Genomic DNA, 21,690 nt, shown 5'->3' with positions numbered 1-21,690 from the left:
AATTATTTAAAAATGTATGTTTTAAGGGCATAGATGAGCTCTTTACATTCGCTTTGTATGTAGCAATTCCATTTATTGAAATAAGCTCAGTAGGCGTTCTTTATTCATAAAGTCTGCAATCGGATTATAAGTACTGGAAATGATGTTATCTGCTATTGCTGTTTTATTGGCTTGCAGTTTCATGATTTTATCCTCCACAGTATCCGGGCAGATTAAGCGTATCGCGGTGACATCTTTTGCTTGACCTATTCGAAAGGCGCGGTCGATAGCTTGCGCTTCAACTGCAGGATTCCACCAAGGATCAACCAAATATACTAAGCTCGCCGCTGTAAGATTTAAGCCCGTTCCACCTGCTTTTAAACTTATCAGTATGACTCGCTGTGCTTCATTTTCTTGAAATTGCGTTACAATATGTTGTCTATCTCTTGTCTGTCCTGTTAATTTTAGCACTTTGATATCGTGTTTGGCTAAAGCTGTTTCGATTAGATTTAGCATGCTCACAAATTGGGAAAAGATGATGATTTTCTGATATGGACTTTTGTCGAGTACTTGTTCGATAAGCATTTCAATCTTGCATGCATCTTGTTCTACACTTAGATCATCTGTTTTTAGCAATTTTGTTGAATTGCAGATCTGACGTAATTTGGTCAATCCTTTTAATACATGCATAGGACTCTTGCGTATTTCATCTCCATCTTTGACCGAGATAAATTCCCGAAATTCCTTTTCGTAAGTATCGTAGATATGTCTTTGAGCAGGCTTCATTTCGCAATAAAGTACGATTTCATTTTTTGCTGGCAACTCTTTGGCAACCTCCGTTTTTGTACGTCGCAAAATAAAAGGTTTTACTTTGCGTTGCAATTCTTCCAATCTTTTTTTATTGCTGAATCCATCAATAGGCGTAGTATAGACATCTTTAAAATATTTTTTCGAACCTAATAATCCGGGATTGGCGAACGACAGTTGCGCAAACAAATCCATGGTGCTGTTCTCGATCGGTGTACCTGTAATTACAATACGATTACGAGAACTGAGTTTGGTAACAGCTTGGTAACGTTGTGATTCGGGGTTTTTAATCTGCTGTGACTCATCTAGAAAAATATAATTGAAAGTGTGTTTTTTTAAGTGATTAATATCGGTCAATAAATTATGGTAAGAAACTAGTATCAGGTCATATTGATCGAATCCAAAGGTGTTTTTTTGACGATCTGCACCTTGTAATATAAGTACCTTAATGGAAGGAGCAAATTTCTCCAATTCGTTTTTCCAATTGAAAATTAGCGTGGTTGGAAGTACCAGTAAATTGCAATTGTTTTTTACTTTTTTACGTTGATCTAAAATAAAAGCAATGACCTGAATGGTTTTTCCGAGTCCCATATCGTCCGCTAAGCAACCACCAAAATTGAATTCATCTAAGAAATTTAGCCAATTCAATCCATCATGTTGGTAATTACGGAGTTCGCCGATAAAATCTTTTGATAATATTACGGGTTTGACCTGATCGATGTTGCGTATTTTACTTTTAATTTCTTCCAAACGTTCTTTTGCTATTTGGGATAACCATTGTTCCTCAAAATATTGATCAATGGCTGTATAATTTGTTTCTGCAATCTGTAAGTGGCTGTCATCAATGATTTCGCCTGCTAAAAAGAACTGTTCAAATTTATTCAACCATTCTTCGGGCAATATACCTTGCGTACCATCATCTAGTGTAATGAATTTTGATTTATTACGAATAGCTTTTTGAAGGTTTTTAAGCGAACCTTTACTTTTACCAAACTGCAGATCCACATTTACATTAAACCAATTCTGTCCACTGAGCACATGAATTGCTATTTTACCTTTAAATGAGTTGAATTTATTTGCTTTTATTTCGTTAAATCCGATGATGGAAATATGATGATTGCGCCAATCTTCAAACACATTTAAGAACCAGTCCAGTTCAAGAAAATGTTTACGATGCAGATAGAAGTGCTGAAAATCTTCATCAAGTTGCTCCTGGAAATAGGGATGTTGCTTAATGATCAAGCTGATGATCTTGAGTTCTGCTTCGAGATCCCGTTTCACTAAAAATTTTTGTCCATTTTTATCAAATCCGAAGATAGATCTTCTGCTTCGAACAGGAACTTCTACATCCGCATATCGCATGGTCGGAATGAGATTGATATAATCACCAGATTCTTCAAGATAGATAATCGATTCGGTGTCGTTATAAAACTGTTGTTCTTTGATTTGTTTACTATTTGCTTTGGGAATATGTAGATAGTTGACTTCTACAATCTCCTCCATTGCTACTAAGAAATCCTTGTTAAAACCTTCGAATTTGGACTGATGTACGATAAGGTGATCTGCTGTCGTGTTGAAAAGTTTGAACAGGGCAAGGATTTGTGCATGCTCTATAAAATAGAAATGTTGCTGTAACTGAATGAAATAATCAAAGACTACAGGAAGCTGCTGTAAAGCGTGATCTTGTCCAGCGATTTGAATTGAGCTTCTAACAGTGAAAAATCTCCCGACGCGATCGATGTCAATTCGGATTGTTTTGGGTAGTTCTCTTAATGTGATCTGCGTCAGACTATTTGCCCCGATAGTTTGCGATAAGGATTTATCATGTTGATAGATTTCCAGTCCTAGTGGATTTTTAATCAGCTTTTTAAAGGCGGTGATCTGTTGTTTGCTTTCTTCTATTGTGTTCTGCCCTAAAAAATGAAGTGCGGTAAAAAATTGACTTTCTGTAATATCTTTACTTTTCCAGATCATTTCCTCACATGAAAGTTGCTGTACTGGGTTTTTTAGCGAACCATTTTTAGCGCGGGCTGCACGATAGAGTAACACCTGAGGGTGTTTATAGTATTTATGCTCTTTAAGTACTAGAATGTTGCTTAGCTGTTCTAATTCCTTATTGTTGCGTTTTAAATCAGGATTTGTTGCGGTGTTAAGAATATCTTGAGATAAATCTAGTAAATTATCCTGTTTTTTGATGGTTTTTACAACACCGTCAATGCATTGAATTTCGAAATAATCCTCGAGTTGCTGTTCATCTTCTATCCCATATTTAACTGCTATTTTAGTTAGATAATTCTGATAAGCATGATCGGAGAAAAATAAATATACCTGATCATTTTTAAAGATTTCATTCAGAACTAGCTTTTGATGGATACAGAATTCTTCGCTTTCAGAGCAATTGCACAGTAATGAGAGTACGGGAGTGTCATAAACGACAATGATATCGTAGGGAATACCTAGGGAGAGGATAGAGAAATGGCCTTCATTTTTCTTTAGTGTCAATATGCGGATTGGAGCGTTGCTATCGGATAAGTTTGACATCCAAGAATAAAAGCTGTATCGATTTTCATTGTTAAAATGAATATCTGAGAATCGAAACTGGTGAAAATCATCTGAACCCTGTGGCAAAACGTCTTTTGTATACATGCTACTCAAACTTAGATAAATTTGTTTTATTTACAATTTTAATTCCGTCATATAAAACCAATTTTATTCTTCAATATTTATGGTCAGAGTCTTTAAAACTGTTATATCAGTATGAATATAAGCGCAACGATGTAAATTCGTTTTCCAAAAATATTTTTTGCTAAAAGACTAAAAAAGCATTTTTTAAAATTTATAGTGCTAAGTTGTAACATTTGATGATCGGTCTGCATCTAATGAGAAAAATATAAATTATGGAAAAGGAAACAATGGGTGCGATTATGTTCGTATCATTTTTTAGTACAATTTTCTTCACGCTTTATTACTATTTTCAAGCAAGAAATAAAGAGCGTATGGCCTTGATCGAAGCAGGGCTGGACTTATCTCAATTTTATAAAAAACAAGTTCGAATTTCACACTGGTTACGTTTAGGTGTATTTATAGTAGGAATTGGCATCGGGCTGTTGATAGTTGGTTTAATTTCGCAATATCAGACCGAAAATATTGTCGGTGTACTTAAAGTTTCGATTATTGTACTTTGTGGCGGTATTGCCATGATTGTTGCTAATTATGTAGATAAACCTAAGCAGGATAGGGATTGATGGATCAACAGTATATTGATAAAGTTTTAGCGGGAGATCGCGATTCCTTTCGATATTTTTTACAAAAATATCAGGATATGGTCTTTTCTGTTGCAATGAGTATTGTGAAAAACGAATCGCTTGCAGAAGAAGTCGCGCAGGATGCTTTTGTCAAATGTTACCATAAACTCGACACGTTTAATCAGCACTCCAAATTTAGCAGTTGGTTATATCGAATTGTCGTCAATACAGCCTTTATGCAATTGCGAAAAATTAAGATTGAAGTCTTAGATTTTCAGTCAGATTATGATAAAGAGGTGATCGATGAAAGTGACCTGACTTTATTGGAGGAAGAAGAACGGAGTCAGATGATCAATGAAGCACTTTGTCTATTACCGGCAAATGAAAGTTTGGCTTTACGGTTATTTTATCTGGAGGAAGAAAGTATCAAAGAGGTTTCGATAATAACGGGCTGGACTGATGCAAATACAAGAGTGATCTTGCACCGGGGCCGTAAACGAATGTACGCCATATTGAAGGAATTAATGAATAAAGCAAATGTGTAGCATGGAAAATAATGATGAATTAATGAAGACATTAATGCAGAGCAGTAAACTTAAAATGCCTTTTTCTGATTTTGAAAGTCGTGTAATGCAAACAATCGAACAGGATGAAAAAAAAGCGGTTGCTGTTTTAGAGGATCGTAAGAGAGGAATTTATTTTTTCTTAGCAGGAATGATATTTGGGCTTGGACTGAACTATCTACTCAGCAAGTCATGGAAAGACCTCCAATTCAATTTACCGCAGCAGGAAAATGCCTTGTTAGTTTCTCAGATCATCTATGCGATATTGATCCTGTTTTTTATAGAAAGGCTTGTTAAGCTATATCACTTGAACCGTCAGATTAAAGGTTTATAAAATAGAAAAGGAGAATACAAGATGTATTCTCCTTTTCTATTTTATCCTCTTTCGCGCTCTAGTAAGATCATCATCATAAAACAAAGAATAAGTCTTGTTTCATCCTTTGGGTTGATATCCGCGAGTTTGTCCAATGTAAATTTTCGGCCGAAAAAAGAAGGTTTTTTCTTGAGCTGTAATATTTTATTTCCTTCTTTATCATACATGGTGTATGAGGGGTTGAATACATATCCGGTGAGAATATTGAGTATCGGTATTTCTCCTAAAAAGCTGTCGCCAACTTTTACCCAGCCATTGTCTTCTTTGATGGTATAATCTTCAAGACCATCTATGTCTAAAGCATTGTAATTAGCTTTCCATATCGATCTCATTCCTTTTCGGCCTACTTTACCAATCGTTTCAGTAGTTCTGGTATCTGTAAAAGTATAATTTGCATTGAAATCTAACCAACGGTCTGCTTTTATACCATACTGCTGTTCTGATCTACTTTCGTCTGAAAAGATCATAATTTCATCTTTAAGCTTGAACAGTTTTTGACGAACATAAAAGAGTGTACGATCCTCACTATCCTTAATGGTGAAGTCATTATGAAAAGTCGAAATTTTAAATAGAAAGTTTAATGGATAATTGAAATTGCTCATGGTATCTAAATGCTCTTTTTGTAAAGCTATTATTTTTAAAGGTATGTATAATTATTTATATTGTGTTGCAGGTAGTTTAATCTGTATTCGTATTTAAACGGTATGCAAAGACAAGCATGTGCTTCATCTGCAGTCCGTTCTCTATAATAGGGTCAGCATAATTTTCCATAAAGAAGTTATGACGGATGTGATTCATTTCAAAACCATTGCGCATATAGAATCGATGCTGTTGAAAGCCTACATCCGCAGTACCAACCCAGATATGCAGTAAATTTTCTTCCTGTGCATGGGATTTTAAGAAAGACAGCATGTCGCTGCCCAGACCTTGCGCTTGGTACTGTGCTGTGATCGCAATATTTTTTAGTTCAACCGTATCTGAATTTATTTGTTTTACTGCCATGACTCCAACAATCTCGTTAGTTATTCGATGTACTAATGTAAAGATGGTACAGGTCGAAATATACTTGTCGATAGCTTCTTTCGTCTCATCTGCCAATAACAGTAAATCGTAAGGTATAGCTTCATCAGTTGAATGTTTTCTGATGATATAGTCCCGTTTCATTTAATAACTTAGTTTTAGTCCAGCGAAAAAATTTCGTGTTGGTGCGGCATTGTAATATCTATTTCCAAATGCATTAATGTCATTTCCTAAACTGTATTTTTCATTCAGTAGGTTATCCACTCCGAGGTATACATTTGCCATGAATTTAGTTGAAAATTTGAATCCCCATTGGATCTTTGCCTGAACCAGATGATAGGAATCTGCAAATGCTGTATTTGCATCATTTAGCGGAATTTTTGACGTATAATTATGTTGCACATGGAGACCAAGTTGATGGGCAAAATCTAGGTTTAAAGCATGAACAATAATCCAGTCCGGTACTGCAGTAAGTTTATTATCATCATAATTGTTATTCCCTATCTCATAATCTTTAAATCGGTAATGATTGTAGGTCACGCTCGAATTGATGTACAGCGCCTGCACCAACTTTTCTGAAGAAGGCTTTATAATGTACCCCATAATGGAACTCTCAATTCCACTTTGGTTTACCTTTCCAGCATTTTGGTAATATTCTACCGCATTTGCATTTAACTGGCGAATAATGGCATTATTCATTTTGTACTGATAGTAGGATATATCGGTAATAAAACGACGGTTCATCCATTCCCATCGTAATCCGATCTCTTTGTTGTAACCAGATTCAGGTTTCAGAGCTGTGTTGATGATATTGTCCGATGATCGGACTTCAGCAATTGTAGGAGCTGAGAATCCAGAGGAAATGGAACCTCGGATGGCTAGTTTTGGTGTAAGCAGATAGGATGCCGCAAACTTCGGCATCCACGTTGTTCCAAAAGAGATTCGTTCTTTTTGTTGCGAGGTTTGAGGATATACTTGTCTATAAGCAATTTGATTCTGGTTCAACCCAAGAGCACCCTCCACGGTCAATTTTTCTGCAAGAATAATTTTACCTCTTACAAAATAGAAATTCTGCCAATTTTTCAATTTATCTTCTGCTTGAGGATCTGTGGAAACTCCGTTTTTATTATCATAATTAGCAATATCATACCAACCTTTTTGACCTTCTGTACCAATTTGCAATTGCCAATTCAATTGATCCTGCGATTCGTAAGAAAAATAGCTTCGGTACCCTAAGTTTTGTTCATCTCGATATTCATAATTACTGATAAATGGATTTTCTATTTTTGATGATGAGCCAAAAATAGTGGTCGTATTGGATAGTTTATTAATTATGTTGATTTTATGGGATATTCCTCCGAAAAAGGTTTTATTATCAATCGCCGCTTTTTGTTGTTTAGCCGATGGTGTGGCTGGAGTAGCGGGACGTGCCATACGTGGGTTTTCCTGATATTGTTCTAGCGTAAGTCCTCCTGGTGTTTGATAATTCAAATCACTATAAAGGGCAAAGACTTTAAGACTTGCTTGTGGATGATAGTTCCATAGGTGTGCTGTTTGAATAGTTTTTTTATTTAAAGCCGAATTTTCTCGATAACCATCGGATCTTGTAAAACTTTGATCAAGGGAAAATTGATATTTTTGGTTGATCTGCTGTAGTATCGAAAATTGTTGTTGTGCGAATCCAAAAGATCCACCAGCAAGGTTAAGTGAGGTTTTCGATAACGGACTATGTTGAAAGCCATTAGGTTTAATCATGAGTACACCTCCCGAGTTCGGTCCGAAAATAGATCCATCAGGACCTTTTAGAACTTCAATTTGCGAAATGGAAGCCGGATCAATAAGATTGAGGTAAGTATTCCCACCTGCGTCTGTTATTGGAAATTCATCGACATATATTTTCACATTACGGATACCAAAAGGAGAACGGATTAAACTACCACGAAGGGCCAAACGGTAGCTTCCTGGTGAGCGTTCTTCCATCCGTAAGCCCGGAACGGTATTCAAGCTCGGTAATAAAGTTGCTCCATTTTGACTAAGAATTGCTTTCTGCCCGACTATAGAAACAGATCCTGGTGTTGTTAATAGGGGCTGTTCTGTAAAATAGCCAGACACTTTTGCTGTTTCTAATTGATAGGATGTAATGGTATCTTTACTAACCTCCTGTGCATATAGAGAAGGTGAAAATAGTATTAATGCGTAGAAAGCAGATTTAAAAACATACATATGATATTGGGGCTCAAAAACAATTTGCCCCTAAAATAATGAAAAACTTCAATTAAGCCTGCTTTTTAAAAGGTTTCATTTAATCCAAGGAATAGACCTCTTTGATGATACCCACCAAAAGCATAATCAATACATAAATTAGTGCGTGTGGCTTTATTAAACAGAATACGTAATCCTGCTCCTCCAGCAGCTCTCCAAGATTGAAATAATTTGCTGTCCATATCGTTATTGGTCGATTGGATATTAAAAAAGGTTGCTCCACTGATAAATTTATTACGAAGTATCGGGAACCGGTATTCTGCCTCATTATAGAAGTAAGATAAGCCTTTGAAAAACCCAAGCGTATAACCGCGCCCTGACCGTGCATAACTATCTTTGGCAGTTCCTGGTAGATCAAGATAAGGTAGTCTTCCTGCTATACGGTAAGATCCATAATTCCATAATGCAAGTACATGTTCAGGGTTTTCCTCAGAAAGACTAATGTATTTTCTAAAATCTGTGGTAAGCTGAATTGCATTCTTACTACTGCCCATCCACTCCTGGTTCATACGAATTCCAATATCCGAATAAATTCCTTTATACGCACGATTTGGATTATCACGTGTCATATACTGAACATTAAACAGAAGACCATTTGAATTGAATTTTTCAGGATCAAAACCATAACGTTTACTATAGACGTAATTTGGATTGTCATTGTTTTCGGTTGATGCTTTGATATTTCTGCGAATGTCAAATGCAAAACCAGCACCCAGAAAAAGATTATCTGAAACCCGTTTATAGAGCTTTTCATTGATGCTAAAGGATGTATACTTGTAGACAAACATGTTTTTGTCTGGGTTAGCAAGAATATCATCATCATTTTGTCCAGAAAAAGTTTTAGTCATTCCTAAGCCGGCATCTGGATTGACCATTTTTACAATAGCCCATCCTCCCTGGATATTCCATTTATTCTCTCTGGTATAGATGTTATGGCTTACGTAAAAAACCATAATACCTTTTGTTGTTACTGAAGCTGTTGATGCCGCTGTAGACATTGTGGTATTCGATTTATCTCCCAGTACAATTCCTGCAACTCCCTTTATTCCGATTTGAGCTCCAATAGTGGGATTTAAGGCCACACCAGGCATCAGGGTAATTCCAGAACGTTTTTTATTTGGGTTTCGCTCTCTTTTTGGATGAAGAATGTTGCGAAATAAATCGGATATATCATATTGATAAGAAGCGTTAGAATCAATTTTATGCTGCATATAGGTGGATTTTGATTCTAATCTAGAAGAGTCCGATACAATAGTGACCTGAGCAAGAACTGGGGTGATATGTGTTGCGAACAAAAGTAATAAAGAAACTAAAGTTATGTTAACAGCTTTAAAATGAGGTAAATATCTTTTCATGTATCAAGTTTATATTGCAACATATGAGTATAAAATTTAACGTTTTAGTCATATAGATAGTATGCAAACTTAGATAAATTTGTTTGTATTTTTTTTATTTGGCACTCATGATTCTTATACAATTATCGATATCTCTTTGGTATCTAGAATTATTTTATTGAGGAAATACGGTTAAAAGTAAGACTTGCGATATTTTTTAGCCAGTAATTTTTAATATACGACACATCTCCTTGTTGTACGACGTTTAGGAACTGCTTATCTTTAGCAAAAAAAAGTACATGAAAATAAAGATTCTCTTCAGTCTGGTTTACATTGTCGTCTGTAACATATTCCTGCACGCTCAGGAATTATATACTCCTCGTCATATTAAGCAGGCTTATAAAAATGAAACCCGAAGTTTAACCGGTGCACCAGGTGCAAAATATTGGCAAAACAGAGCGCAATATCACATACAGGTAACGGTAAACCCAGAAACAAAAATTGTTTCTGGAAAAGAACGTATTCAATATGAGAACAATAGTCCTAATGCATTAAAAGATCTTGTTATTCATTTTGCTAATAATGTACATAAACCTACAGCCGCAAGAGCTGCGGACGTCAGTACAGATTTTCTCACTTCGGGACTGAAGTTGAAGTCGTTTAAAGTAGATAATAAAGTGTATGTTATCGATAGTAAGGACTGGACTACCGCCAATCGCATTAAGTTGAATAAACCTGTTGATCCCAAATCTTCTGTCACAGTCGAAATGGAATGGGAATATCCATTGTCATTATCCAGTGACCGTGAGGGGCAGATTGATCCTGGTACCTATTTCTGTGCGTATGCATACCCGCGTATAGCAGTTTATGATGATTATAATGGATGGGATGTCTTGGAACATAACGGCCGTCAGGAATTTTATAATGATTTCAATGATTATAAAGTTGAAATCCGCGTTCCAAAAAATTATGTAGTATGGGCTACAGGAAGTTTTCTAAATCCTGAAGAGGTACTGCAAACTGAAACATTAGACCGTTTTAAAAAATCTTTGATTTCGGACCAAGTGATTACGGTTGCAAATTTAAAAGAAATGGAGACACAAAAGGTGACAAAACAGCATGACTGGAACATCTGGAAGTTTGAAGCAGATCATATCGTTGATTTTTGTTTTGCTTTGAGTGATCATTATGTGTGGGATGCTTCTAGTGTTCAATTGAAAAGTAAAAGAGTAAGTGTTCAGGCGGCTTATCTGAATGGGACTAAGGATTTCGAGCAATATGTAGGTTGGGAGCGTTACTGTATTGACTGGTTCTCTAAAAATTGGCCAGGAGTAGAATATCCATTTCCAACGATGACTGCAATTCAAGGATTTGCGGATATGGAATACCCGATGATGGTCAATGATAGCAGTGTGCCGGATAACTTGATGGATGCTAGACAAACTGTAGACCATGAAATTGCCCATACTTATTTTCCTTTTTATATGGGAACTAATGAAACCCGTTATGCTTTTATGGATGAAGGTTGGGCTACAGCTTTGGAATTGCTTATTGGAATGGATGAAAATGGAGAGGAAGCTGCTAAGCAATTGTTTAAAGAATATCGGGTAAAAGGATGGATTCAGGATCCTGCTACTGAACAAGATCAGCCATTGATTTCTTTGTCATCACAATTGAGCGGTAAGGGTTATGGTAATAATGCCTATATCAAATCGGCATTATCTTATTTGGCACTGAAAGATTATCTAGGGGACGAAGCATTCAGAAAAGCTTTACATCATTATATGGAGAATTGGAACGGGAAGCATCCGACTCCTTGGGATTATTTTTATTCCTTCAATACAGGATCTGGAAAAAATCTCAATTGGTTCTGGAACAACTGGTATTTTAGTAATCATTATATCGATCTGAAGCTGTCAAAGGTCAGTCAAAAAAATAAAACCATTAGTTTAGAGATTGAAAATAATGGTGGATTTGCAATCCCATTTGATGTGATATTGACTTATGTGGACGGTGAAAAAGAAAAAATTCATTTTACACCACAAGTTTGGGAGAGTAATCAGGCTGTTACTACATTAAAACTGAAAACTAAAGCAAAGGTGAAAGAAGTTGTGCTTGATAATGATATATTTATGGATTATAACAGTGATGATAATCGAGTAACACTTTAATGTTACTGTTTTGTAATCTCTGAGAAGACTTTGCATCTTACGGTTTGGGGCTGTTATTTCTCTTAAAAGCGGGAATAATAGTACTCAAACCGTTTTTTTTGTGCTCTTATTTTACGATAAGGTTCTGAGATTTTTAGGGAAGAGAGCTGCTGCCTTTTATTGAAAAAGTAGATTTTTAAGGTATTGGTACACGACTAGGTATTTTTTTGCGATTTTCTTCTGGTGTTCTTAAATATCATACGGCGTAACTGAAAGAAACCCAGTGTCATTTTATGATTTGACCGAAGATAAGGTATGCTCATAATTACCAGTAATGATATGCACGCTGAAGTACCTAATGCACCGCCAAAACCATCAAAAAATTTACTGGTGTTGATATAGATCAGGCTGTATACAAGACCGGAAAGTGAAACTCCGATAAATGTAGACAATTGATTGCTCGAAACCATACCAACAAAAGAAGACCCAATAAAAATCAGCGGAATATGATTGACTAATTCTTTTGGAATATGAGAAGGAAAAAAGTGGACAAATCCAGCAACAATGCTGGTCAATAGGGATGAGGATAGTACACCTCCAAGTTTCAGCTTATTGTTAAAATAATAAGTGAGTAAACTTCCGAAAATTCCTGTAAATATGAGAATCGCTGTAAATATCATTATCTAGAAAATAAAAATAGAATCAAGTAGGTAATGGTAACTCCGGCAAAAGCCAATGTTCCAAGTTTTCCGCCAATTCCGTTCAACAAACTTTTTGATATGATCAGCAGAATAGCCGTACAGATACTGGCTGCGAGAATGAAATAAATATCATGAGCTACTTTGGTATTGGACATACCTACGAATGCACCGCAATAAATAGCAGGAGGTAGATGGGGCAGATAACTTGACTTTTTGTTTAGGTACGGAATTAAGGCGCCGGTGAGCCCTACTAAACTTGCTGAAAATACCGAACCTAATCCAAATGCGTGATTTAAAAAATAACAACTTATTGCACCAATTGGAACCCATACGGCAATATAAACTTTTTCAAACGCTAATTTATTATGATGAACTGGTGACTTAAAAAAGGAGAAAAGTAATAAGAATGAAATTAGAATGATGAAGAATGATAGGGCAATAGTTGAGTTATTTTCCTTAAAGATTGCTAATAAAAATAATAATTGTATTACGAAAAGTAATAATAAAGAGGTATAACGAATAACTCTATTTGATGAGATTTTTGACATTATTGTGCAAAATTACAAAGAAAATTGGGAAAAAAACATAAAAATTGAACTATTTTGAGATGAGTGAAATTGATTATATAAGTTTTGCGTCTGTTTTTTTATGTGATTCTGCAATAAATATTTCTATATTTAGCCTCACATTTTTATATCAAAATCTAATTAATCTTAACTAATGAATACTATTTTAAGTACGAAGGATTATATTGTATTTTTTGTATACTTTATAATTGTTGCTTCATATGGTTTGTGGATCTACTACAAAAAGAAGTCAGCGTCAGAAGGAGCAAAGGACTATTTCTTGGCTGAGGGATCATTGACATGGTGGGCTATTGGTGCCTCCTTGATCGCTTCAAATATTTCTGCCGAACAATTCATTGGAATGAGCGGTTCGGGCTTTAAAATGGGACTTGCAATCGCAGCATATGAATGGATGGCCTCCATAACCCTGATTGTTGTAGCCATATTCTTTATGCCGGTCTATCTTAAGAATAAGATTTTTACCATGCCTCAGTTTTTAAATCAACGCTACAATAGTACTGTAGCGATGATCATGGCTGTATTTTGGTTAATGCTTTATATCGTGGTCAACTTAATGTCGATCTTATATCTTGGAGCTGTCGCTATCAGTGGTATTTCTGGTTTAGATTTGACTTTATGTATTATGTTATTGGCTGTTTTTGCTATCATCATCACATTAGGTGGTATGAAAGTTATTGGGTATACAGACGTTATTCAGGTATTTTTCTTAGTATTAGGAGGTTTGGTAGCTACCTACTTAGCACTTAATATCATTTCAGATGGTAATGGTGTTTTAGCTGGTTTTACCACTTTGCATAATGATGCTCCTGAACATTTCCATATGATATTCAAAACCGACAACCCTAATTATATGGACTTACCTGGTATCAGTGTTCTGATCGGAGGTATGTGGATAGCTAATTTAAGCTACTGGGGATGTAATCAGTATATTACACAGCGTGCATTGGGAGCTTCTTTGCCAACAGCAAGAAATGGTCTATTGTTTGCTGCATTTTTAAAACTCTTGATGCCAGTGATTGTTGTTATCCCAGGAATTGCTGTTTACTATATTGTAAATAAAAATTTAGGTGCTATTGATGCATCAAGCTTATTGACCTCAACTGGAGCACAGGATCCAAATAAAGCATATCCAGCGCTCTTAACTCTTTTGCCTGCAGGCTTAAAAGGTCTTTCATTTGCCGCATTGACTGCTGCAATCGTCGCTTCTTTAGCGGGGAAAGCAAACAGTATTGCGACCATTTTTACGTTAGATATTTACCAAAAAGCAATCAATAAAACTGCTTCTGAAAAGAATTTGGTGAATGTTGGAAAAATAGCTGTTATTGTTTCCATGATTTTAGGAACAGGATTGGCACTTATTTTAGGTGAATCGCTAATGGGAGAAGGAAAACAGGGATTCCAATACATTCAAGAGTATACAGGATTCGTTTCTCCGGGTATTTTTGCGATGTTTATTCTCGGGTTCTTTTGGAAAAAAACAACATCAAATGCAGCGATGTTCGCAACGATTGGAGGCTTTATTTTATCTGTACTATTCAAAAAGTTGCCAGATATGATGGACCTTTCTTTCTTATCAAGCACCGGATTCTCTGTGCTGAATCCAACAACAGGTATTTATGAAATTCCATTTATAGACAGGATGAGTTTTGTATTTATCATCTGTGTGATCTTTATGGTAATCATTAGTTTGATTGATAACAAACGTGGCATTGTCCCTAAAGGATTAGAAATTGATGCAAAAATGTTTAAATCTCACAATGGTTTTGTTATTGGGTCATTATTGGTACTCATGATTGTGGTTGCCCTATATTCAATTTATTGGTAAGAACTACATATGCACTATAATACAAGAAAAGGCACCCAATAGGGTGCCTTTTCTTGTATGCATTATTTTTTATTAATTTATAGCAATCGAGAAATCTTAATAGTAGTGGGATTGAAGCCATGTAGACATTTGATTTGTTAGCATTTTTTTACATGCACTATTTATATAAAATGCATGCTATATTAAAATTTGTTAGATAATGACATTTTAAAAAAAATTATAAGTCTAGTCGTCAACTTTCACAACATGTTGTCAACTTCATGTTGTCTGTTTTTCATATTTGTAACGGCTTATGTAAAGATGGTGAACGGCTAGTATCTTATGATTTTTCCGACCTACTTGTCTGGCAAGTAGCACTGATAGAGAAATCTTCATGACTAATTTATTCTTGATACAATAAATTTAAGTGAGTTTTTTGTGCTCTATGATAGATGCATGTTCTTGTTTATTTGTGAATGTAGTAGGTCGGTTTTTTATTTTCAATTTTTTATAGGGAAGTCAATTGATTTGGGAACATACTTAGTATAGCTAAAGCTTTTAATTACACGAAAAACTTATAAACATATAATAAGAATGAAAACATTAAGGCAAGATCGTTTTAAAACTCGTGTCATGAAAGAGTTTCAAACTCATAATCGGGAACAACCTTTAAAAAGCATTTTAAAAGTAAAACCTCCGGAACAATACTATGCACAGTTTACATCTCCTTTAAATGGACTTGATTCTTACAGTGCTGTTGTGCGCGATGAAAAAGCCGATATACTTCGAATCTCATTAGTCAATATGGCGATTTATGAATTTTACTTGTTTGCGTTTGGTTTATCGGCAAATTTTCCTGTCTCACGTATTTTTATCTATGATGATAATCGGTGTCAGTATTTACATACTCAGGATTGTGGAGACTCCGCATTATGGAGGGAGAAGTATTTGTATTGCTATGAAATTACTTTACCTGCGGCAACTGAAAGAGAGGAGTATCAGCAGCGTATTTTAAATGATTTGGACAGTATGTTTCAGCTGGAGGTGAAAATCGAAAAAGAGCATGTTGTATCTGATATTTATTATAATGAAAAACTGGGTTGTCCAGTAGCAACAAGCTGGCATGAACAGACTGTGATGACAATAAAACCTAAGAACGTATTATGTTCATGATTCTTTAATGAAGTCTGTTTTATGATGAAAAAATGACGTGAATAAAAAAAGCACATAGATGAATATGTGCTTTTTTTATACGGTGTAAAAATCTGTTTTTATCTCTGACCAGGTAAATAGATTTGGAATCCAAGTCCTACTCCTAAGCCAGAAGACTTCTCACCTAAGTTAACGTTCGATTTGGTATAGTTATAACCGACAGTAGCCTCAAGTGCAACTGTTCTTGTAATAAAGTGTGCATAACCAAGATTTGCTCCTAAAGCTAAGGAAGCACCTTTTCCAACTGAACTACCTGCGATACCAATATCACCTTGTCCGAAGAAACGTCCTGACGAAGATGAACCTTCTGGGAAATAATATCTGACAAAAGGTGCAATACCATAATTCCATTCGTTATCATGATCTTTTACAGCAATAAATCCTAAGTTAGCTTGAGCTCCGATCGCGATACCATCAGAAACAAAATAACCAGCTCGAGGTTGTACGTTGATATTAAATGCTTTTCCTTCAAAACTATAACCTAGATTTGCTAAGGAACCACCAACCATCCAGTTACCTTTTTTTATTGGGGCAGTTCCAACATCTGCTGAACTTTGTGGAACAGTTTCGATCTTTTGTGCATTTGCGCCGAAAGCTATTCCCCCCATAATTGTAAGTAGTAATGCTAATTTCTTCATGATTCGTAAGTTTTCTATATAATTAACGATTGTTGTTTATTATATAACAGTAAACGAAATCAAAAGTTTTCTTTTTTTTGCTTGTAACTTACAATTAAGATCCGAAATTAATTATTTTTAATTTTTAGCTGTTAAACTTTCTGTTTTAAACTGCTCTTAAAAGAGCAGCAACGAAGTTAAGTGGTTATTGTATTATTGTTTTTACGATTTGAGAAATGTGGGTAACACTTGGAGGAAGTTCAATTAATTGAAAATTTCTAAAATGTATTTCCGAACCTTCAGATTCAAGACATAGGTACCCTTTCTTAATAGTCGAATTGCGAATACCATTGACAAATTTTCCGTTCACAGCTAATTTAATTGTACCGTCCACGCAGACGATCGTATATTTATTCCATTCTCCTTTCCCTTTAGCCCGATTCTCTATCGCTTTACTTCTTGTACCGCGTGGATTATCTGGTATTGTTTCCACACCGCCCACACCAAATAATTCGCCATGAACGTAAGCGATTGGCGGAACAACACCGTCTTTGGTATTCTGTTTTACCCAATCCAATTCCAGCATCTGCACTTCAACTCCTCCTGGAAGTCTTCCTATGGAATCGGGCTCTGCATCCGACCATACAAAGATACCCGAGTTACCTCCTGCATAGATATGCTTCCATTCGACATGGATAATAAAGTTTTCATATAGTTTTTCAGAACGCATGACACCAATAGGAAGCCCTGTACATATGAGTGATTTTCCATTTAAACGCCAAGTATCTTTGGCTGTGTTTACATTTAGCCAGTTGATTGAATTTTTCGTGGGCTTTTTTGATAAAAGTAGATCCTCAAGTTGTACTTCTTCGCCAAAAGATAAGGGTATTTTTTGAGCGTAGTTATGCTGACATAAAGCGATCAAAAGAAAAAATAAACCGATAGTTTTAAGGTTCATATTGATGTAGTGAAACGGTTTAAAAAAGGTTAAATAAGGATTATGATTAAAATACTGCGTACAAGCAAACTTAAATAAATTTGTAGTAATAAGCAATATAATTATCACCAATTCTATTGCTCATCATCTGACCCAGTGGATATGCATATTGTCTCAGTATTTAGCCTTTTTAATTATTTTATCAAGTGTTTTTTTACAATAAAACTTTTGATAATCAATATTTTGAAGGGTGTTGTTGAGAGTGTGTACTTTGAACATTTACATGAAAAATGATCTTTAAAGATGGTGATCACGACCATTATTTTTCTTATCTTTAGCAATAAGGGAACTTTTTTCAGTACGATAATAAAGGAGAAAATTTCTTGGACATTAAGCAATAAAAAGTTTAATGCATCTGCTCGGCTATCGGGCTCATTTATAATATCCAATTATATGATAAAAACTCCAGGGCTTCTTTTCAGAGAAGCGATGCAACAGGAAAAACCATTACAGGTGGTTGGAACTATCAACGCGAACCATGCTCTGCTAGCTCAGCAAGCAGGTTTTCAGGCCATTTATTTATCGGGAGGAGGAGTTGCCGCGGGTTCTTTGGGAATTCCTGATCTTGGTATTACCACGCTTGAAGATGTACTGGTTGATGTGCAGCGTATTACGAACGTTTGTCCAGTCCCTTTATTGGTCGATATCGATACCGGATTCGGACCCTCGGCATTTAATATAGCACGTACGATTCAGTCTTTGATCAAGGCTGGTGCTGCAGCTGTTCACATGGAGGATCAGGTGGGAGCAAAACGTTGTGGACATCGACCTGGAAAAGAATTGGTATCGAAGACAGAGATGGTGGACCGTATTAAAGCTGCTGTGGATGCACGTACGGATAATACATTTGTAATCGGCGCCCGTACAGATGCTTTAGCATCAGAAGGTTTAGAGGCGGCTTTAGATAGAGCTATCGCATATAAAGAGGCTGGAGCTGATTTTATTTTTGCAGAGGCTGTTCATGAACTGGATCAATACAGACGATTTCATGATGCAACCCAATTGCCTGTTTTAGCAAATATTACAGAGTTTGGTCAAACGCCAATGTTTACTCGAGATGAATTACATCAAGTAGGAGTTTCAATAATTTTATATCCGCTCTCTGCTTTTCGAGCAGCTAATAAAGCGGCTGAAAATGTATATCAGCATATTCGAAAAGATGGTACGCAAGCTGCCGTTCTGGTAGGTATGCAAACCCGTGAAGAACTTTATCGTAGCATTAATTATTATGCATATGAAAATAAACTAGATCAATTGTTCAATACTAAGCATGATGACAGAAACAAATGAAATGGGTTTTAAACCCAAGAAAAGCGTCGCATTATCTGGTGTTGCCGCAGGCAATACAGCATTAAGCACCGTCGGAAAAAGTGGTAATGACTTACATTATCGAGGTTATGATATTTTGGAACTTGCAGATCAGGCTAGTTTTGAAGAAGTAGCCTATTTATTGATCTATGGAAATTTACCGACTAAATCGCAATTGACCACTTATCAGGCACAATTAATAAGTCAACGTGGATTACCGATCGCGATACAGAAAGTTTTAAAACAATTGCCGACAACTGCTCATGCAATGGATGTTCTTCGAACTTATGTTTCGGTATTTGGGAGTATTCAACCTGAAAAGGAAAGTCATCCAAGTGCTGGTGCGCGCGATATTGCCAACCGTTTAATGGCCTCTATGGCTTCTGCTTTGTTGTATTGGTATCATTTTAGCCAACATGGCCGAGAAACCGATGTCGAAACGACCGATGGAACTTTGGGTGCGCATTTTTTACACTTGTTGCATGGCACGCCGCCATCTGCATCTTGGATAAGAGCCATGCAGGTGTCTCTTAATCTGTATGCTGAACATGAGTTTAACGCATCTACTTTTGCCGCCCGTGTTATTGCAGGTACTGGATCGGATCTTTATTCTTGTATTGCAGGAGCTATTGGTGCCCTGCGGGGACCAAAACATGGTGGTGCTAATGAAGTAGCCTTTGAAATACAGAGTCGTTATGCCAATGCTGATGAAGCGGAGGCTGATATTCGTAAGCGGTTAGCGAATAAAGAGGTTATTATTGGATTTGGTCATCCTGTTTATACCATTTCAGATCCGCGTAACCAGGTTATTAAGCGTATTGCTAGGGAGCTATCGGAGGAAGCGGGCGATATGACACTATATTCCATTGCCGAGCGTTTGGAATCTGTGATGTGGGAAGAAAAGAAAATGTTTCCCAATTTAGACTGGTATTCGGCCGTTTCATATCATATAATGGGTATCCCGACAGAAATGTTTACCCCTTTATTTGTGCTGTCACGGATAACAGGATGGTCGGCACATGTATTTGAACAGCGTCAGGACGGGAAGATTATTCGACCTAGTGCTCACTATATCGGACCAGAAAATAGACCTTATATTCCTATTTCTGAAAGGTAATGTGAGAAAATATACAAATGAACGCAACAATTGAAATTTAATATTTACGAATAGTTTTTTAGAAAAAATGGCATCACAAATTTCGAATGAACGACCACAGGCTGATCAGGTCTTAGCTGATATTGCAGATTATGTACTTCAATATAAGATTGAAAGCAAAGTTGCATGGAGAACTGCATTTTACTGTTTTTTGGATACATTAGGATGCGGTTTTGAAGCGCTCACTTACCCTGCCTGTACAAAATTGTTAGGTCCGGTGGTATCTGGTACCATTGTGCCAAACGGTGCGAAAGTTCCTGGAACAAACTACCAATTAGATCCGATACAGGCTGCTTTTAATATCGGAACAATTGTGCGCTGGTTAGATTTTAATGATACTTGGCTGGCGGCAGAATGGGGACATCCTTCGGATAACTTAGGAGGTATTTTAGCAACGGCTGATTGGTTGAGTAGAACCCGTATTGCTATGGGAGAAAAACCTTTAAAAGCAAGGGAAGTCTTAGAAGCAATGATCATGGCACATGAGATTCAGGGTGTTCTGGCTTTGGAAAACTCTTTTAATAAAGTGGGCTTAGATCACGTGATTCTTGTCAAAGTAGCTTCCACTGCTGTGGTTGGTAAATTGTTGGGATTAAGTCGTGATGAATTGATCAATGCTGTTTCACTGGCTTTTGTTGATGGGCAGGCATTGCGAACATATCGTCATGCACCCAATACAGGTAGCCGTAAATCTTGGGCAGCAGGCGATGCAACCTCACGTGCGGTAAAGTTAGCATTGATAGCCAAGACAGGGGAAATGGGATATCCTTCCGTATTAACGGCTCCAGTGTGGGGATTTTATGATGTTTCGTTCAAAGGAAAGAAATTTCAATTTCAGCGAGCTTATGGTTCTTATGTGATGGAAAATATTTTATTTAAGATTTCTTTTCCGGCTGAATTCCATTCTCAGACAGCCGTTGAGGCTGCCATGTTGCTGCATGATCAACTTAAAGCAATAGGGAAAACTGTTGAGTCTATTAAGCATATAGAAATTAGGACCCATGAAGCTGCTATTCGCATTATTGATAAAAAGGGGCCACTTCATAATCCTGCTGATAGAGATCATTGTATACAATATATGATTGCGGTACCTTTGATCTATGGCCGATTGACAGCAGAAGATTATGAAGATCGGATAGCTATGGATCCTCGAATTGATGTTTTGCGTGATAAAATGAATTGTATCGAAGATTCTAAATTAACAGAAGATTATCATGATCCTGAAAAAAGGGCAATTGCAAATGGATTGACGATTACATTAAATGATGGAACAAAGCTCTCTGAAATTTTGGTTGAATATCCAATAGGGCATCCACGCCGCCGCGATGAAGGTATTCCTAAACTGATTGAAAAATACAGGATTAATTTGGCCCGCATATTTGCAGATAAACAACAGAAACAAATCTTAAATGCAACATTGGATTACGATACTTTTATCGATATGGATGTTAATCAGTTAGTTGATTTGATGGTGAAATAAAGTTAGTTAGTTAGTTAGTTAGTTAGTTAGTTAGTTAGTTAGTTAGTTAGTTAGTTAGTTAGTTAGTTAGTTAGTTAGTTAGTTAGTTAGTTAGT

At 36.2% G+C, this 21,690-nt stretch carries 18 protein-coding genes; 9 read left to right on the top strand and 9 right to left on the bottom strand.

Translation table 11 applies throughout. The features are described 5' to 3' along the window. Positions 1-72 precede the first annotated feature (72 nt). Entirely contained in the window at positions 73-3,432 is a 3,360-nt protein-coding gene (locus tag EDF66_RS17055; RefSeq protein WP_132843929.1) for a DEAD/DEAH box helicase, read from the bottom strand. A 251-nt stretch (positions 3,433-3,683) separates the two neighbouring features. On the opposite strand from EDF66_RS17055, the gene EDF66_RS17050 reads away from it, so the two are divergent. The 3 genes from EDF66_RS17050 to EDF66_RS17040 are packed head-to-tail and all read left to right on the top strand — an operon-like array spanning position 3,684 to position 4,928. Beyond that, entirely contained in the window at positions 3,684-4,031 is a 348-nt protein-coding gene (locus EDF66_RS17050) for a DUF6249 domain-containing protein (RefSeq protein WP_132771887.1), read from the top strand. Beyond that, on the top strand, positions 4,031-4,576 hold the full coding sequence (locus EDF66_RS17045) for an RNA polymerase sigma factor (protein ID WP_132843927.1): 546 nt from the start codon (positions 4,031-4,033) through the stop codon (positions 4,574-4,576). The genes EDF66_RS17050 and EDF66_RS17045 overlap by 1 nt, the downstream gene beginning before the upstream one ends. Before the next feature lies 1 nt (position 4,577). Further along, positions 4,578-4,928, top strand: a complete 351-nt coding sequence (locus tag EDF66_RS17040; protein ID WP_132771885.1) for a hypothetical protein — start codon at positions 4,578-4,580, stop codon at positions 4,926-4,928. A 41-nt stretch (positions 4,929-4,969) separates the two neighbouring features. Here EDF66_RS17040 and EDF66_RS17035 read toward each other — a convergent pair whose 3' ends face one another. From EDF66_RS17035 to EDF66_RS17020, 4 genes are all read right to left on the bottom strand, one after another. Continuing rightward, a complete protein-coding gene (locus EDF66_RS17035) occupies positions 4,970-5,569 on the bottom strand; it encodes a hypothetical protein (RefSeq protein WP_132771884.1) in 600 nt (199 codons plus the stop codon). A 76-nt stretch (positions 5,570-5,645) separates the two neighbouring features. Further along, positions 5,646-6,131 carry a GNAT family N-acetyltransferase gene (locus EDF66_RS17030; RefSeq protein WP_132771883.1) on the bottom strand — a complete coding sequence of 162 codons (486 nt, stop codon included), beginning with the start codon at positions 6,129-6,131 and terminating at the stop codon, positions 5,646-5,648. Beyond that, positions 6,132-8,210: a TonB-dependent receptor gene (locus EDF66_RS17025; RefSeq protein WP_132843925.1), complete on the bottom strand. Its 2,079-nt coding sequence runs from the start codon at positions 8,208-8,210 to the stop codon at positions 6,132-6,134. It abuts the gene before it with no gap. A 65-nt stretch (positions 8,211-8,275) separates the two neighbouring features. Then, positions 8,276-9,604 (bottom strand): BamA/TamA family outer membrane protein, encoded by a 1,329-nt coding sequence (locus tag EDF66_RS17020; RefSeq protein WP_132843923.1) that lies wholly within the window; start codon positions 9,602-9,604, stop codon positions 8,276-8,278. Between the two features lie 278 nt (positions 9,605-9,882). Between EDF66_RS17020 and EDF66_RS17015 the strand changes: the two genes are divergently transcribed. Next, positions 9,883-11,754: a M1 family metallopeptidase gene (locus tag EDF66_RS17015; protein ID WP_132843922.1), complete on the top strand. Its 1,872-nt coding sequence runs from the start codon at positions 9,883-9,885 to the stop codon at positions 11,752-11,754. 194 nt (positions 11,755-11,948) lie between these two features. Here EDF66_RS17015 and EDF66_RS17010 read toward each other — a convergent pair whose 3' ends face one another. Continuing rightward, on the bottom strand, positions 11,949-12,413 hold the full coding sequence (locus EDF66_RS17010; protein WP_021190909.1) for a hypothetical protein: 465 nt from the start codon (positions 12,411-12,413) through the stop codon (positions 11,949-11,951). Continuing rightward, positions 12,413-12,982, bottom strand: a complete 570-nt coding sequence (locus tag EDF66_RS17005) for a hypothetical protein (protein WP_206368662.1) — start codon at positions 12,980-12,982, stop codon at positions 12,413-12,415. The genes EDF66_RS17010 and EDF66_RS17005 overlap by 1 nt, the downstream gene beginning before the upstream one ends. A 172-nt stretch (positions 12,983-13,154) precedes the next feature. Here EDF66_RS17005 and EDF66_RS17000 point away from each other — a divergent pair, with 172 nt between their 5' ends. Both EDF66_RS17000 and EDF66_RS16995 read left to right on the top strand, forming a co-directional pair. Then, positions 13,155-14,846 carry a sodium/sugar symporter gene (locus EDF66_RS17000; protein WP_132771878.1) on the top strand — a complete coding sequence of 564 codons (1,692 nt, stop codon included), beginning with the start codon at positions 13,155-13,157 and terminating at the stop codon, positions 14,844-14,846. Positions 14,847-15,419: 573 nt separating this feature from the next. After that, entirely contained in the window at positions 15,420-15,998 is a 579-nt protein-coding gene (locus tag EDF66_RS16995) for a hypothetical protein (protein WP_132843920.1), read from the top strand. Positions 15,999-16,096: 98 nt separating this feature from the next. Here EDF66_RS16995 and EDF66_RS16990 read toward each other — a convergent pair whose 3' ends face one another. Together EDF66_RS16990 and EDF66_RS16985 are read right to left on the bottom strand one after the other, a co-directional pair. After that, positions 16,097-16,675: a hypothetical protein gene (locus EDF66_RS16990; RefSeq protein ID WP_021190911.1), complete on the bottom strand. Its 579-nt coding sequence runs from the start codon at positions 16,673-16,675 to the stop codon at positions 16,097-16,099. Positions 16,676-16,859: 184 nt separating this feature from the next. Next, on the bottom strand, positions 16,860-17,612 hold the full coding sequence (locus tag EDF66_RS16985) for a DUF1080 domain-containing protein (RefSeq protein WP_132843919.1): 753 nt from the start codon (positions 17,610-17,612) through the stop codon (positions 16,860-16,862). Positions 17,613-18,044: 432 nt separating this feature from the next. Here EDF66_RS16985 and prpB point away from each other — a divergent pair, with 432 nt between their 5' ends. The 3 genes from prpB to EDF66_RS16970 all read left to right on the top strand — a co-directional run bounded on the left by prpB (position 18,045) and on the right by EDF66_RS16970 (position 21,595). Further along, on the top strand, positions 18,045-18,941 hold the full coding sequence (gene prpB / locus EDF66_RS16980; protein ID WP_132843917.1) for a methylisocitrate lyase: 897 nt from the start codon (positions 18,045-18,047) through the stop codon (positions 18,939-18,941). Further along, positions 18,922-20,076, top strand: coding sequence for a 2-methylcitrate synthase (gene prpC / locus EDF66_RS16975; RefSeq protein WP_132843916.1), 1,155 nt, complete (start codon positions 18,922-18,924; stop codon positions 20,074-20,076). Before prpB ends, prpC begins: the two co-directional genes overlap by 20 nt. 67 nt (positions 20,077-20,143) lie before the next feature. After that, a complete protein-coding gene (locus EDF66_RS16970) occupies positions 20,144-21,595 on the top strand; it encodes a bifunctional 2-methylcitrate dehydratase/aconitate hydratase (protein ID WP_132843914.1) in 1,452 nt (483 codons plus the stop codon). Positions 21,596-21,690 lie beyond the last annotated feature (95 nt).

It is taken from the genome of Sphingobacterium sp. JUb20 (assembly GCF_004342035.1).
GTDB classification, from domain to species: Bacteria; Bacteroidota; Bacteroidia; order Sphingobacteriales; family Sphingobacteriaceae; genus Sphingobacterium; species Sphingobacterium anhuiense.
Note: the sequence above shows the minus strand (reverse complement) of the source record. Positions and strands in the feature narration are given on the sequence as shown.